This is a genomic window from Microbacterium sp. NPDC097977 (assembly GCF_040302605.1).
In the GTDB taxonomy this organism is placed as follows: domain Bacteria; phylum Actinomycetota; class Actinomycetes; order Actinomycetales; family Microbacteriaceae; genus Microbacterium.
In genome coordinates this window covers 16,468-30,130 of record NZ_JBEOUR010000045.1, presented here as the reverse complement: position 1 = coordinate 30,130, position 13,663 = coordinate 16,468, and the positions used below count along the sequence as shown (strand labels likewise).

The following is a 13,663-nucleotide window of genomic DNA, read 5'->3' as shown; positions in this document are numbered from 1 at the left end:
GCGATCCGATCGCGGCGGCTTCTTCGTATCCTGACGGTGCGCAGGCAGCGGCGATCAGCGACAGGCCAGGGCGGCGTCGATGTAGGACTGCGGCGGGTAGCCGTACGCCGACACGCCGTTCGCGTCGTCGGAGAACCCCATGCCGATCGCCCACGCGGTCGCCCACTTCTCGATGCTGTCCTGCGTCGATGCGTCGTACATGCCCTCGCACTTGACGCTGATCGCGTGACCGACCTCGTGCGCGACGAGAGCCCTGCTGCGCTCGGCGGGCCACTGCGCGGCCACCGAGTCCGAGAGCTCGATCAGCGCACGATCGGGTTCGTCCCACCACCAGGTCGTCAGCCCGCCCATGCTGCCGCCGTACCCCGCGCCGTTGACGACCGGGCTCCAGTCGAACTCGATCAGCACGCCCGGTGCCAGCGAGCGCGCGAAGGCCTCGACCTCGAGCCGGACCCCCTGAAGCGGGCCCGCCTTCTCCGCGAGCTCTGCGTTCTCGGAGGTGACGACCTGTGCTGCGGCATCCTGCAGGGCGGTGAAGCTGCTCACGCTTCCCTCATCCAGGGCGGTGACCTCTGACACCGACGCTGCGGCGTTCCGCAGCGCGATCACATCGTCGTTCTTCGCCGAGATGTGCGCCGCCTCGAACGGGGCGGCCGCGTCGGCCGCGGACCCGAGGAACGTGAGACCCGACTCCATGAGATCCGATGATGCGGCGTCGAGGGCGGGGGACTCGTCGGCCAGCTCCGTGTCGAGCCTCTCGAGGACCTCCGCGTCGGTGCGCAGAGCGGTGGACGCCGCGAAGAGGTCCCAGAAGGTCACGGGCTTCGCCTCGGCATCCGGAAGGTCCTCGTCGAGGAGCTCCCCGGTGGTCGACGTGGTCTCGCTCGCGGACGCCACGGAGGCGGCGAGCTGCTCCTTCGTCTGCGGATCCGTGAGCATCCCCGAATCGAGCTCGACGAGCTGACTCGCCGCGTCCGCGATCGAGATCAGCTCGTCGGTCGTCCGACGGATCTCGGCCGCTCGTCCTTCGGCGGTGTCGAGAGCCTGCGCGAACTGGGCGCGCGAATCGTCGTAGCCCAGGCTCGCGGTGAGCTGCAGCCCGCCCAGCCCGCCGACGACGATGAGTGCACCCAGAAGAGCGAGGACGACCCCGCGGCGTGGCCTGCGGCGACGCGCCGTCGGCACGGGGCCGGCGAGGTGGGCAGGGAGGAGATGACCACCTGGGTCGGGGGCGGTGAGGGGAGTCATTCGTGCGGGACCTCCGGTCGGAGCCCGCGTTCCTCGACACCGTCGACTCTGCCTGAAGGATACGCGGCTGCGAGACGTGCGGCCACCGCGGGAACGTCGAAGGCCCCCGCATCTCTGCGGGGGCCTTCGGAGTGAGGGGCTGACGAGAATCGAACTCGCATCATCTGTTTGGAAGACAGAGGCTTTACCACTAAGCTACAGCCCCGTTGTCAGCAGGTTCCTCGCGGTGCATGCCGACTCATCGATCATAGCGGACTGACGGGAGTGCTCGTGTCCGTTAGACTCGGTGGGGCTGAATCTGCATGCGGATTCCCCGGGGCGTAGCTCAGTTTGGTAGAGCGCCCGCTTTGGGAGCGGGAGGTCGCAGGTTCAACTCCTGTCGCCCCGACACGGCTTCAACGGCCTGACAGCCGCGATTCAGCGCGGAAATCACAAGGAGAGCACACCAGAATGGCGAACAGCACCGTCGAGAAGCTGACCCCGACCCGGGTCAAGCTCAGCATCACGGTCACCCCCGACGACCTCAAGCCCAGCATCGCGCACGCGTACGAGCACATCGCTCAGGACGTCCAGATCCCCGGCTTCCGCAAGGGCAAGGTCCCGGCTCCGATCATCGACCAGCGCATCGGGCGCGGCGCGGTCATCGAGCACGCGGTCAACGAGGGCCTCGACAAGTTCTTCCGCGAGGCGACCGTCGAGCACAAGCTCCGTGTCGTCGGCCGTCCGGCCGCCGACATCACGCAGTGGCCGAACGAGAAGGACTTCTCGGGCGACCTGCTCGTGGACATCGAGGTCGACGTCCGTCCGGAGATCGAGATCCCCGCGTACGACGGCATCACCCTGACCGTCGACGCGATCGAGGCCGATGAGGCCGCGATCGATGCAGAGGTCGAGAACCTCCGTGCGCGCTTCGGCACGCTCGTTCCCGTCGACCGCCCGGCAGCCAAGGGCGACTTCGTCGAGCTCGACCTCGTCGCCACCATCGACGGCGCCGAGATCGACCGCGCCGAGGGCGTGTCCTACGAGGTCGGCTCGGGCGAGCTGCTCGAGGGCATCGACGACGCGATCGAGTCGCTCACCGCTGGTGAGGACACGACTTTCCGTTCGGCACTCGTCGGCGGCGACCACGCCGGTTCCGAGGCCGAGGTCTCGGTGTCGGTCAAGGCCGTCAAGGAGCGCGAGCTCCCCGAGGCCGACGACGACTTCGCGCAGATCGCCAGCGAGTTCGACACGATCGCCGAGCTCCGTGCGAGCCTCGTCGAGCGCGTGTCGCAGCAGGGCGTCTTCACCCAGGGCTCCGCGGCGCGCGACAAGCTCGTCGAGACGCTGCTCGAGCAGATCGACATCCCGGTGCCGCCGAAGCTCATCGAGGACGAGGTGCACAACCACCTCGAGGGCGAGAGCCGTCTCGAGGACGACGTGCACCGCGCCGAGGTGACCGAAGCCAGCGAGAAGCAGTTCCGCACGCAGGTGCTCCTCGACACGATCGCCGAGCAGGCCGACGTGCAGGTCTCGCAGGAGGAGCTCTCGCAGTACCTCATCCAGTCCGCGTCGCAGTACGGCATGGCTCCGCAGGAGTTCGTCGAGGCGCTGCAGTCGTCGAACCAGCTCCCGGCGCTCGTCGGCGAGGTCGCCCGTAACAAGGCTCTCGCGATCGCGCTCGGCAAGGTCAAGGTCGTCGACACCAACGGCAAGCCCGTCGACCTGTCCGACTTCGTCGTGACCGACGACGAGGCAGCGGACGAGTCCGAGGCTGCGGCTGAGGAGAAGCCCGCCAAGAAGGCTGCTGCGAAGAAGGCCCCTGCGAAGAAGGCTGACGACGCCGAGGCGGCTGAGAAGCCCGCTGCGAAGAAGCCTGCTGCGAAGAAGGCCCCTGCGAAGAAGGCCGACGACGCCGAGGCGGCTGAGAAGCCCGCCGCGAAGAAGCCCGCCGCCAAAAAGGCTCCGGCCAAGAAGGCTGTCGACAAGGCTGAGTGATCGAACACGATCTCGATGAGAGGGGCGGATGCTGCGGCATCCGCCCCTTTCTCGTGAATGGAGCGAGCAGATGACCGAGGAGACCATGAAGACCTGGGATGAGCGCGTCGACGAGGTGTGGGCCGACGCCTCCGGGGATGAGGTCGGGGACGACACGATCGCGAGGATCGACGCCCTCGCCGCCGAGCGGGGGAGTGGCGATGCGCGCGCCGAGTTCGAACGCGCCGGTGCCCGCGACTCCGCCGGCCGCCCCGCCGAGGCCGTCGAGCTGTACCGGCGTGCGCTGGCACTGGGGCTCGACGAGGAGCACCGCCCGCAGTGCGTCATCCAGCTGGCGAGTTCGCTGCGCAACCTCGGCGAGTACGACGACGCTCTCGCCGTCATCCGCGCCGAGGAGGCGCTCTCTGCGGACGGCCCGTATCGGGACGCGGTGGCGACCGTGCACGCGCTGATCCTGGCGAGTGCGGGTCGTCCCGCGCAGGGTCTTTCGGTGGCCCTGCTCGCGCTGGTCCCGCATCTCCCGCGCTACCACCGCTCGATGACCGCGTACGCCCACGAGATCGCCGAGCTCGACGGCTGATATGCCGACGGCGAACACGGCCTGGGCGCTGCGTCGTCGCCGGTAGATTCGAATCACTGAAACACGGAATCAGGAGCTGACATGGCTGCAGAACCCCTCCTCGCTACGAGCGTCTTCGACAGACTGTTGAAGGACCGCATCATCTGGCTGGGATCGGAGGTGCGCGACGAGAACGCCAATGAGATCTGCGCGAAGATCCTCCTTCTCGCCGCGGAAGACTCCGACAAGGACATCTACCTCTACATCAACTCGCCCGGTGGGTCGATCACCGCCGGCATGGCGATCTACGACACGATGCAGTTCGTCCCGAACGACATCGTCACGGTCGGCATCGGCATGGCGGCGTCCATGGGCCAGCTGCTGCTGACCGCGGGCACCAAGGGCAAGCGATACATCACCCCGAACGCCCGCGTGCTGCTGCACCAGCCGCACGGTGGCTTCGGCGGAACGTCGAGCGACATCCAGACGCAGGCCCAGCTGATCACGTCGATGAAGAACCGCCTCGCCGAGATCACCGCGGCGCAGACCGGCAAGTCGGTCGAGCAGATCAACGCCGACGGTGACCGCGACCGCTGGTTCACCGCCGACGAGGCGCTGGAGTACGGCTTCGTCGACCACATCCGCGACTCGGCCACCGACGTCATCGGCGGCGGCGGAACCGACCAGGACATCAAGTAACGGAAAGCGAAAGGACTCTCATGTACTCACCCACCTTCCGCTCTGCCGGCGACCTGCCTTCCAGCCGCTACGTGCTTCCTCAGTTCGAGGAGCGCACGGCCTACGGCTTCAAGCGTCAGGACCCCTACAACAAGCTGTTCGAAGACCGCGTGATCTTCCTCGGCGTGCAGGTCGACGACGCATCGGCCGACGACGTGATGGCCCAGCTGCTCGTTCTGGAGAGCCAGGACTCCGAGCGTGACATCACGATGTACATCAACTCGCCCGGTGGTTCGTTCACCGCGATGACCGCGATCTACGACACGATGCAGTACGTCGCGCCGCAGATCCAGACGGTCGTGCTCGGTCAGGCGGCGTCGGCCGCCTCGGTGCTGCTCGCGGGCGGTCACCCCGGCAAGCGTCTCGCACTGCCCAACGCCCGCGTGCTCATGCACCAGCCGGCGATGGGCGAGGCCGGGCACGGTCAGGCCTCCGACATCGAGATCCAGGCCGCGGAGATCCTCCGGATGCGCACCTGGCTCGAGGAGACCATGGCTCGTCACACCGGCAAGCCCGTCGAGCAGGTCAACCGCGACATCGATCGCGACAAGATCCTCTCGGCCGCAGAGGCGCTCGACTACGGCATCGTCGACCAGGTGCTCACCTCGCGCAAGCGCGCCTGATCATTGCGATCGGACAGGGACGTCGGCCTTCGGGTCGGCGTCCCTTCGTCGTATTCGGCCCCCCGGCTCGACGGATGCGCGCGCCGACCGACGGTCTTTGCTCATGTGAGCAGGAGGGTGCGCGAACGGTGTTCCGGTCATAGACTGGAGCAGGAAGGAGGATGCCGTGGAAGACGAACTGACCATGGTCCGCGTCGCAGAGCTCTACTACGACGAGGACAAGACGCAGGACGAGATCGGCGCCCTCCTCGGCCTCTCGCGGTGGAAGGTGGGCCGCCTGCTCACCCAGGCTCGCGAGCGCGGCATCGTCCGCATCGAGATCGTGCATCCTCGCGCCCGGCGGCTCGGACTCGAGCGTCAGCTCGTCGAGCGACACGGGCTGGCTGCGGCCATCGTGGTGCCCGCGCCCGACGGCGATGACGGCACGCTCGAGAGGGTCGCCCAGGCCGCGGCCGACTTCCTCACCGCGATGCGCCCCGTTCCCCGCACGCTCGGCGTCAGCTGGGGACGCACGCTTCGTGCGGTCGCCGAAGCGCTGCCGGAAGGGTGGGCCACCGGGGTGACCGTCGTGCAGCTCAACGGAGGAGTGAGCCTGAACCGGCGCTCCGGCGGGGCTGCGGGCCTCGCCGTGACGATCGCCCAGCGCGCATCCGGACACGTCTCGCTGCTCCCGAGCCCCGCGATCCTCGAACGGGTCGAGACCAAGCAGGCCATCGAATCCGACCGCACCGTCGCGGCGGTTCTCGAGGAGGCCGCAGAGGCCCAGGCGTTCCTGTTCACCGCAGGGCCCTGCGACGCCACCTCCGCCCACGTCGAGAACGGCTACCTCACGGCATCCGACGTCGAGGAGCTCGCGCGCCGCGGCGCCGTGGGCGATGTGCTCGGGCGGTACATCGACGCCGACGGCAACGTCGTCGACCCGCAGCTCGACGCCCGCACGGTCGGTGTGGAGCTCAGCCGGCTCCGCGGCGCCGAGCGCTCGATCTTCGTCACCGCCGGTGACGCCAAGCACGACATCGCACGCACGGTCGTCTCCAGCGGCCTGTGCAGCGTCCTCGTGACCGATGAGACCACAGCACGAGCATTGTTGGAGGAACAGTGACGACCCAAGAACTCAGCCGCAGAGCGGCGGTGGACGTCCTCGGCGGTGAGCCGGACGACGCCACGCTCCGCAGATTCCTGCACGGCCTCCCCGGCGTCGACGCCGTGGGACTCGAGCAGCGCGCCGCGGGCCTCGGAACGCGGTCCATCAAGACCACCTCCAAGGCGTGGGCGCTGGACACGATCATCAAGCTGATCGACCTCACGACCCTCGAGGGCTCGGACACTCCGGGCAAGGTGCGCTCGCTGGTCGCCAAGGCGAAGAACCCGGATGCCGCGGATCCGTCGACCCCCAGGGTCGCCGCCGTGTGCGTGTACGGCGACATGGTGGGCGACGCCGTCGCAGCTCTCGGCGACCTGCATGGCGACCCCGACGACGGGCTGATCTCGGTGGCCGCCGTGGCCACGGCGTTCCCGAGCGGACGGTCGTCGCTGGCGATCAAGCTGGCGGACACCGCCGAGGCCGTGGCCGCCGGGGCGGACGAGATCGACATGGTGATCGACCGGGGTGCGTTCCTGTCGGGCCGCTACGGTCTCGTCTACGACCAGATCGCACAGGTCAAGGAGGCGTGCCGCCGGGCCGACGGCTCCTACGCCTCACTCAAGGTCATCCTCGAGACGGGCGAGCTCAACACGTACGACAACATCAAGCGTGCATCGTGGCTCGGCATCCTGGCCGGTGGGGACTTCATCAAGACGTCGACCGGCAAGGTGCAGCCCGCCGCCACTCTTCCCACCACGCTGCTCATGCTCGAGACCGTGCGCGACTGGCATCGCGGCACGGGGGAGCGCATCGGGGTCAAGCCCGCCGGCGGGATCCGTGCCTCGAAGGACGCGGTGAAGTATCTCGTCACCGTCGCCGAGACCGTGGGCGAGGAGTGGCTCCAGCCGCACCTGTTCCGCTTCGGCGCCTCCAGCCTTCTGAACGACGTACTGCTGCAGCGCCAGAAGCTCACCACCGGACACTACTCCGGCCCCGACTACGTCACGATCGACTAGGAACCCTCATATGTCATTCCTGGAATACGCTCCGGCACCGGAGTCGAAGTCAGTCCTGAACCTCAAGGACAGCTACGGGCTGTTCATCGACGGCGAGTTCGTCGACGGCTCGGGCTCGAGCTTCACCACCATCTCACCCGCCGACGAGAGCCGCATCGCGGAGATCGCCTCGGCCTCCGATGAGGACGTCGACCGCGCCGTGGCCGCCGCCCGTCGTGCATACGACAGGACCTGGTCGAAGATGAGCGGTCGCGATCGGGGCAAGTACCTGTTCCGCATCGCCCGTCTCGTGCAGGAGCGCGCTCGCGAGCTCGCGGTCGCCGAGAGCCTCGACAACGGCAAGCCGATCAAGGAGAGCCGCGACGTCGACGTGCCCCTCGTCGCATCGTGGTTCTTCTACTACGCGGGCTGGGCGGACAAGCTCGACCACGCGGGCCTCGGTGCGGACCCCCGTGCGCTCGGCGTCGCGGGGCAGATCATCCCGTGGAACTTCCCGCTGCTGATGCTGGCGTGGAAGGTCGCCCCCGCCCTCGCGGCCGGCAACACGGTCGTGCTCAAGCCTGCAGAGACGACGCCGCTCACCGCGCTCATCTTCGCGGAGATCCTGCAGCAGGCGGACCTGCCGGCGGGTGTGGTCAACATCATCACGGGCGCCGGTGCCACGGGTGCCACTCTCGTGCGCCACCCGGATGTCGACAAGGTCGCGTTCACCGGCTCGACCGGAGTGGGCCGTGACATCGCGCGGGCCGTCGCGGGAACGAACAAGAAGCTCACGCTCGAGCTCGGTGGCAAGGCCGCGAACATCGTGTTCGACGACGCGCCCATCGACCAGGCGGTCGAGGGCATCGTCAACGGCATCTTCTTCAACCAGGGGCATGTCTGCTGCGCCGGAAGCCGTCTGCTCGTGCAGGAGTCGATCCACGACGAGGTCATCGATCGGCTGAAGAACCGCCTCTCGACGCTGCGTCTCGGCGACCCGCTCGACAAGAACACCGACATCGGCGCGATCAACTCGGCGGCGCAGCTCGCCCGCATCCGCGAGCTCAGCGACATCGGCGAGGCCGAGGGCGCGGAGCGCTGGACGGCGGACTGCGCGATTCCCGACAAGGGGTTCTGGTTCGCTCCGACGATCTTCACCGGTGTCGAGGCCTCGCACCGGATCGCCCGCGACGAGGTGTTCGGCCCCGTGCTGTCGGTGCTGACCTTCCGCACCCCCGCGGAGGCGATCGCGAAGGCCAACAACACGCCGTACGGCCTGTCGGCGGGCATCTGGTCGGACAAGGGCTCGCGCATCCTCGCGGTCGCCGACCGCCTGCGTGCGGGCGTGATCTGGGCCAACACGTTCAACCGATTCGACCCGTCGAGCCCGTTCGGCGGCTACAAGGAGTCCGGATACGGCCGCGAGGGCGGACGACAGGGCCTCACCGCCTACCTGAAGGGATCCGCAGCATGAGCAAGCGACTCAGTGTTCCGAAGACGTACAAGCTCGCCATCGGCGGAGCCTTCCCGCGCAGCGAGTCGGGGCGCACCTACGAGGTGCTCTCGGCCAAGGGCGCGTTCCTCGCGAACGCCGCCCAGGGGTCCCGCAAGGATGCGCGCGACGCGGTCGTCGCCGCCCGCTCCGCGGTCAAGGGCTGGTCGGGAGCGACCGCCTACAACCGCGGACAGGTGCTCTACCGGGTCGCCGAGGTGCTCGAGGGTCGCCGCGCGCAGTTCATCGACGAGATCACCGTGCAGGAGGGGGTGTCGGCATCGGCCGCCGCCGCCCAGGTCGACGAGGCGATCGACCTCTGGGTCTGGTATGCCGGGTGGTGCGACAAGTACGCGCAGGTCGCCGGCAACGCGAACCCTGTCTCCGGACCGTACTTCAACATCTCGGTCCCCGAGCCGACCGGTGTCGTCGCGATCGTGGCGCCGCAGGACTCGGCGCTCCTCGGACTCGTGTCGGTCGTGGCACCCGCCCTCGTCGCGGGCAACACGGTCGTCGTGATCGCGAGCGAGCGGCATCCGCTCTCCGCGATCAGCCTGGCGGAGGTGCTCGCGACGAGCGACGTGCCCGGGGGAGTGGTGAACGTGCTCACGGGGTCTCCCGCCGAGATGGCGCCGTGGCTCGCCTCGCACCAGGACGTGAACGCTCTCGACCTGGCCGGGGCCGGTGATCTCGACTGGATCGACATGCAGATCGCCGCCGCCGAGACGCTGACGCGCGTCCTCACCCCCGGACCGGTGACCGCATCGCCCGAGCGGATCGGCGCGTTCACCGAGATGAAGACGGTCTGGCACACCAAGAGCATGGTCTGAGTCGACCGACAGCAGGGCCCGTCTCGCAGATCCTGCGCGACGGGCCTTCGTCGTCCCGGTGGCGATGTCGATACGGACTCGAGATCTGCGCCGACGCTCCAATGCGTCCCGGTGTCGGGTGCACCGGTTAGGCTCAGTAGACGATCTCTGGATCCCCCTAGGAGGACGCGCATGGCCCGTATCGGTGAAAGCGCTGACCTGTTCAAGTGCTCATTCTGCGGAAAGAGTCAGAAGCAGGTGCAGCAGCTCATCGCTGGCCCCGGTGTGTACATCTGCGACGAGTGCGTCGAGCTGTGCAACGAGATCATCGAGGAGCGGATGGCGGAGTCCTCCGCCGAGGGCACGGCGGACTTCGAACTCCCCAAGCCCCGCGAGATATTCTCCTTCCTCGAGGAGTACGTGGTCGGTCAGGAGCCTGCGAAGAAGGCCCTGTCGGTCGCCGTCTACAACCACTACAAGCGCATCCGTGCCCACGGCACGCTGCAGTCGGCCGAGCAGAAGGCCGAGAGCATCGAGATCGCGAAGAGCAACATCCTGCTCATCGGCCCCACCGGCTGCGGCAAGACCTACCTCGCCCAGACCCTCGCCAAGCGGCTGAACGTGCCGTTCGCGGTCGCCGATGCCACCGCACTCACCGAGGCCGGCTACGTCGGTGAAGATGTCGAGAACATCCTGCTCAAGCTGATCCAGGCGGCGGATTACGACGTCAAGCGCGCCGAGCAGGGCATCATCTACATCGACGAGGTCGACAAGATCGCCCGCAAGGCGGAGAACCCCTCGATCACCCGTGACGTCTCGGGCGAGGGCGTGCAGCAGGCGCTGCTGAAGATCATCGAGGGCACGGTCGCCTCGGTGCCGCCGCAGGGTGGGCGCAAGCATCCGCACCAGGAGTTCTTGCAGATCGACACCTCGAACGTGCTCTTCATCGTCGCCGGTGCGTTCGCCGGCCTCGAGGACATCGTGTCGGCCCGCGTGGGAAAGCACGGCATCGGTTTCGGCGCCCCCCTGCACGACAAGGGCAAGGACCTCGATCTCTTCAGCGAGGTGCTGCCGGAGGACCTGCACAAGTTCGGTCTCATCCCGGAGTTCATCGGCCGCCTGCCCGTCGTCACCAACGTCTCGCCGCTCGACCAGGATGCACTGATCGACATCCTCACCGGACCCCGCAACGCCCTCGTCAAGCAGTATCAGCGCATGTTCGAGCTCGACGGCGTCGAGTTGGAGTTCGAGAAAGAGGCACTGCGCTCCATCGCCGATCTGGCCGTCGAGCGCAAGACGGGCGCCCGCGGACTCCGAGCGATCCTCGAAGACGTGCTCGGTCCGATCATGTTCGAGATCCCGTCGGCCGAAGACGTCGCCAAGGTCATCGTGACCCGCGCCGCCGTCGACGAGGGTGCCCCTCCCACGATCGTGATGGAGCGCAAGCGCAAGAGCGCGTGAGCCGGCCTCCCGCTCCCTGGCGGGTGGTCGACAGCGAGACCGTCGTCGCCGACCGCTGGATCCGTGTGCGTGCGGACGACTGCCGCGATGCGGAGGATCGTCGGATCGCGCCCTATTACGTGCTCGAGTACGGGGACTGGATCTCGGTGCTCGCGCTGGATGTGCACGGCGACGCGATCGTCGTCGAGGAATACCGTCACGGAGCGGGGATCATCGCCGTGGGGACGATCGGGGGCGGCGTCGAAGCCGGCGAAACGCCGATCGAGGCGGCGGCCCGGGAGCTGCGCGAGGAGACGGGGTTCGCGGCGGACGAGATCGTCGGACTCGGGTCCACGTGGGCGAACTTCGGCAACCACACCAACCGCGTGCATCACTTCCTCGCGCGCGGGTGCGTCCGCGTCGCGGACCAGGCGCTCGACGACAGCGAGGCGATCGCCGTGCACATCGTGTCCGTCGACGGTCTCGGCGACCACCTCGCCCAGAGCTATCACCAGCTCACCTGGTACAAGGCGATGGAGCTGCTCGGCCGCTGAGCGCCGCGGCGGACGGGAACCCCGCGGCGGACGGGAACCCCGCCGCGGACGGACGGTCAGGCCTCCAGGCCCCGCCGCTTCAGCAGGGGCGCGATGTCCGCGGGACGGCCGCGGAAGTCGTGGTATGCCGCGAGCGGGTCCCTCGAGCCGCCGACACCGAGGAGGCGCGCACGGAACCGGTCGCCGTTGTCGCGCGTGAGCCCGCCGTTCTCGCGGAACCAGTCGACGGTGTCGGCGTCCAGCACCTCGCTCCAGATGTAGGAGTAGTACCCGGCGCTGTATCCGCCCGAGAACACGTGCGCGAAGTAGGTCGACGAGTAGCGGGTCGGCACGACCGGGTTGTCGAGACCGATGTCCGCGAGGGCGGCGGCCTCGAACTCCGCGACGTCCGCGATGTCGGCATCCGCTCCGATCCGATGCCAGGCCTGATCGAGCCAGGCCGCGGCGAGGTACTCGCTGGTGGCATGGCCCTGATCGAAGGTCTCGGTGGCACGCAGGCGCTCCACGACGGCCGGATCGAGCGGCTCGCCGGTCACGTGATGACGCGCGTAGTTGTCGAGCACCTCCGGCCACAGGATCCACATCTCGTTCACCTGGCTGGGGAACTCGACGAAGTCCCGGAAGACGTTCGTGCCGGCGAAGTGCGGGTACGTCACCACCGCGAACAGGCCGTGCAGGGCATGCCCGAACTCGTGGAACAGCGTGGTGACCTCGTCGAGTGTCAGCAGGGTCGGTTCTCCGTCGCCGGGGAGCGGGACGTTGAGGTTGTTGACCACGACCGGCGATGTGCCCCGGAGACGTGACTGGCTGACGATCGGGTTCATCCATGCGCCGCCGCGCTTCGAGTCGCGGGTGTAGAGGTCGAGCACGTACAGACCGAGCTCGCTCCCGTCGGCGTTGCGCACCTCGAACACCCGGGCTCCGGGGTGGTACGCGACCAGGTCGTGCCGCTCGCCGAAGGTGACGCCGTAGAGGCGGGTGGCGGCGAAGAAGACGCCGTCCTGCAGTACACGCTCGGCCTCGAACCACGGTCGCAGCGCACTCGTGTCGATGTCGTACCTCGCCGTGCGGACCTTCTCGGTGTAGAACGCCCAGTCGTGTGCCTCGACCGTGAAGGGGTCGGCCTCGGTCTCGTCGACGATCGTCTGCAACTCCACCTGCTCTGCGCGTGCGTTGCGGGCGGAGGGGGCGGCGAGCGCACGGAGCATGTCCTCGACGGCATCCGGTGTTCCGGCGGTCTCATCGGCGGTGACGTATGCCGCGTGCGAGGAGAACCCGAGCAGAGCGGCGCGCTCGGCGCGGAGGCGCACGATCTCACGCAGCACGGGGCGGTTGTCGTGAGCGTTGTCACGTGAGCCTCGGGCGCGTGAGGCGTCGAGTATGCGCCGCCGTGCCGTGCGATCGTGCAGCTGGGCCAGGTACGGGTGCCCGGTGAACAGCGGCAGCGCGATGAGGTATCCGTCGATGTCTCTGTCGGCGGCGGCTCGACGGGCGGCCGAGAGCTCTCCGGAGCTGAGACCGGCGAGCTCGTCGGCCGAGTCGAAGACGACAGCCAGATCGTTGGTGTCGTTCAGCAGATTGCGCTCGAAGGTGTTGTTGAGGGTCGACAGCTGCTGGTTCAGTGCCGTGAGGCGTGCCTTGTGCTCATCGTCGAGCGCCGCCCCCGCGAGCGTCATCTCCCGGTGATGGCGCTCGACGAGATACCGCTGCTCCTCATCGAGCTCGAGCCGATCGAGCTGCGCGTGCATCTGCTGCACGCGCCAGTAGAGGGCGGAGTCGAGGGTGATCGCATCCTGATGCGCGGCCATCAGCGGTGCGAGCTTCTCATCGATGTCCTGGATCTCGGGCGTCGCGTCTGCCGACGTCACCGTGTAGAACGCATGCGCCACCCGCTCGAGCAGCTCGCCGGAGCGCTCGAGCGCCTCGATGGTGTTCTCGAAGGTCGGCATCGAGCGCACCATGGTGATCCGGGAGATCTCGGCGAGATGCCGGGAGAACGCCGCCTCGAACGCGGGCAGATAGTGCTCCGCGCGGATCGCGGCGAAGTCGGGCAGTCCGTAGGGGAGTGCGGACGGCTGGAGCAGAGGGTTCGAGTCGTCGGTCATCCATCGAGCCTAGCCACGACCGAGCGACCTCGGTGCGCG

At 68.1% G+C, this 13,663-nt stretch carries 12 protein-coding genes and 2 tRNA genes; 11 read left to right on the top strand and 3 right to left on the bottom strand.

Annotated features, from left to right (window positions below; translation table 11 throughout):
* Positions 1–54: 54 nt before the first annotated feature.
* Both ABTZ43_RS11320 and ABTZ43_RS11315 read right to left on the bottom strand, forming a co-directional pair.
* Positions 55–1,248, bottom strand: coding sequence for a hypothetical protein (locus tag ABTZ43_RS11320; RefSeq protein ID WP_350538862.1), 1,194 nt, complete (start codon positions 1,246–1,248; stop codon positions 55–57).
* 134 nt (positions 1,249–1,382) lie between these two features.
* A tRNA-Gly gene (locus ABTZ43_RS11315) sits at positions 1,383–1,453 on the bottom strand.
* A gap of 109 nt (positions 1,454–1,562) precedes the next feature.
* Between ABTZ43_RS11315 and ABTZ43_RS11310 the strand changes: the two genes are divergently transcribed.
* The 11 genes from ABTZ43_RS11310 (at position 1,563) to ABTZ43_RS11260 (ending at position 11,519) form a co-directional block, all read left to right on the top strand.
* Positions 1,563–1,636 (top strand) — tRNA-Pro (locus ABTZ43_RS11310).
* Between the two features lie 62 nt (positions 1,637–1,698).
* Complete coding sequence (gene tig / locus ABTZ43_RS11305; protein ID WP_350538861.1) at positions 1,699–3,225, top strand: trigger factor; 1,527 nt, start codon at positions 1,699–1,701, stop codon at positions 3,223–3,225.
* A 70-nt stretch (positions 3,226–3,295) separates the two neighbouring features.
* A complete protein-coding gene (locus ABTZ43_RS11300) occupies positions 3,296–3,805 on the top strand; it encodes a tetratricopeptide repeat protein (RefSeq protein ID WP_350538859.1) in 510 nt (169 codons plus the stop codon).
* An 81-nt stretch (positions 3,806–3,886) separates the two neighbouring features.
* Positions 3,887–4,483, top strand: a complete 597-nt coding sequence (locus ABTZ43_RS11295) for an ATP-dependent Clp protease proteolytic subunit (protein WP_056418418.1) — start codon at positions 3,887–3,889, stop codon at positions 4,481–4,483.
* Between the two features lie 20 nt (positions 4,484–4,503).
* On the top strand, positions 4,504–5,145 hold the full coding sequence (locus ABTZ43_RS11290; RefSeq protein ID WP_045253790.1) for an ATP-dependent Clp protease proteolytic subunit: 642 nt from the start codon (positions 4,504–4,506) through the stop codon (positions 5,143–5,145).
* Between the two features lie 166 nt (positions 5,146–5,311).
* A complete protein-coding gene (locus ABTZ43_RS11285; protein ID WP_056418415.1) occupies positions 5,312–6,247 on the top strand; it encodes a sugar-binding transcriptional regulator in 936 nt (311 codons plus the stop codon).
* Positions 6,244–7,245 carry a deoxyribose-phosphate aldolase gene (gene deoC, locus ABTZ43_RS11280; RefSeq protein WP_115760490.1) on the top strand — a complete coding sequence of 334 codons (1,002 nt, stop codon included), beginning with the start codon at positions 6,244–6,246 and terminating at the stop codon, positions 7,243–7,245. The genes ABTZ43_RS11285 and deoC overlap by 4 nt, the downstream gene beginning before the upstream one ends.
* A 10-nt stretch (positions 7,246–7,255) precedes the next feature.
* The gene (locus tag ABTZ43_RS11275; protein ID WP_056418412.1) at positions 7,256–8,698 is read left to right on the top strand and encodes an aldehyde dehydrogenase family protein; all 1,443 of its coding nucleotides are present in this window, start codon (positions 7,256–7,258) and stop codon (positions 8,696–8,698) included.
* Positions 8,695–9,546: an aldehyde dehydrogenase family protein gene (locus ABTZ43_RS11270; RefSeq protein WP_350538858.1), complete on the top strand. Its 852-nt coding sequence runs from the start codon at positions 8,695–8,697 to the stop codon at positions 9,544–9,546. The genes ABTZ43_RS11275 and ABTZ43_RS11270 overlap by 4 nt, the downstream gene beginning before the upstream one ends.
* 171 nt (positions 9,547–9,717) lie before the next feature.
* Positions 9,718–10,986: an ATP-dependent Clp protease ATP-binding subunit ClpX gene (gene clpX, locus ABTZ43_RS11265; RefSeq protein ID WP_056418408.1), complete on the top strand. Its 1,269-nt coding sequence runs from the start codon at positions 9,718–9,720 to the stop codon at positions 10,984–10,986.
* Positions 10,983–11,519, top strand: coding sequence for an NUDIX hydrolase (locus ABTZ43_RS11260; RefSeq protein WP_082539396.1), 537 nt, complete (start codon positions 10,983–10,985; stop codon positions 11,517–11,519). The genes clpX and ABTZ43_RS11260 overlap by 4 nt, the downstream gene beginning before the upstream one ends.
* Positions 11,520–11,575: 56 nt before the next feature.
* Here the strand turns inward: ABTZ43_RS11260 and ABTZ43_RS11255 are convergent, their stop codons facing one another.
* Complete coding sequence (locus ABTZ43_RS11255) at positions 11,576–13,624, bottom strand: M3 family metallopeptidase (protein ID WP_350538857.1); 2,049 nt, start codon at positions 13,622–13,624, stop codon at positions 11,576–11,578.
* Positions 13,625–13,663 lie beyond the last annotated feature (39 nt).

Coding starts and splice junctions, on each gene's coding strand:
- ABTZ43_RS11300 (WP_350538859.1), top strand. CDS start 3,296: ATGACCGAGGAGACCATGAAGACCTGGGATGAGCGCGTCGACGAGGTG.
- tig (WP_350538861.1), top strand. CDS start 1,699: ATGGCGAACAGCACCGTCGAGAAGCTGACCCCGACCCGGGTCAAGCTC.
- ABTZ43_RS11295 (WP_056418418.1), top strand. CDS start 3,887: ATGGCTGCAGAACCCCTCCTCGCTACGAGCGTCTTCGACAGACTGTTG.
- clpX (WP_056418408.1), top strand. CDS start 9,718: ATGGCCCGTATCGGTGAAAGCGCTGACCTGTTCAAGTGCTCATTCTGC.
- ABTZ43_RS11270 (WP_350538858.1), top strand. CDS start 8,695: ATGAGCAAGCGACTCAGTGTTCCGAAGACGTACAAGCTCGCCATCGGC.
- ABTZ43_RS11290 (WP_045253790.1), top strand. CDS start 4,504: ATGTACTCACCCACCTTCCGCTCTGCCGGCGACCTGCCTTCCAGCCGC.
- ABTZ43_RS11275 (WP_056418412.1), top strand. CDS start 7,256: ATGTCATTCCTGGAATACGCTCCGGCACCGGAGTCGAAGTCAGTCCTG.
- ABTZ43_RS11320 (WP_350538862.1), bottom strand. CDS start 1,248: ATGACTCCCCTCACCGCCCCCGACCCAGGTGGTCATCTCCTCCCTGCC.
- ABTZ43_RS11255 (WP_350538857.1), bottom strand. CDS start 13,624: ATGACCGACGACTCGAACCCTCTGCTCCAGCCGTCCGCACTCCCCTAC.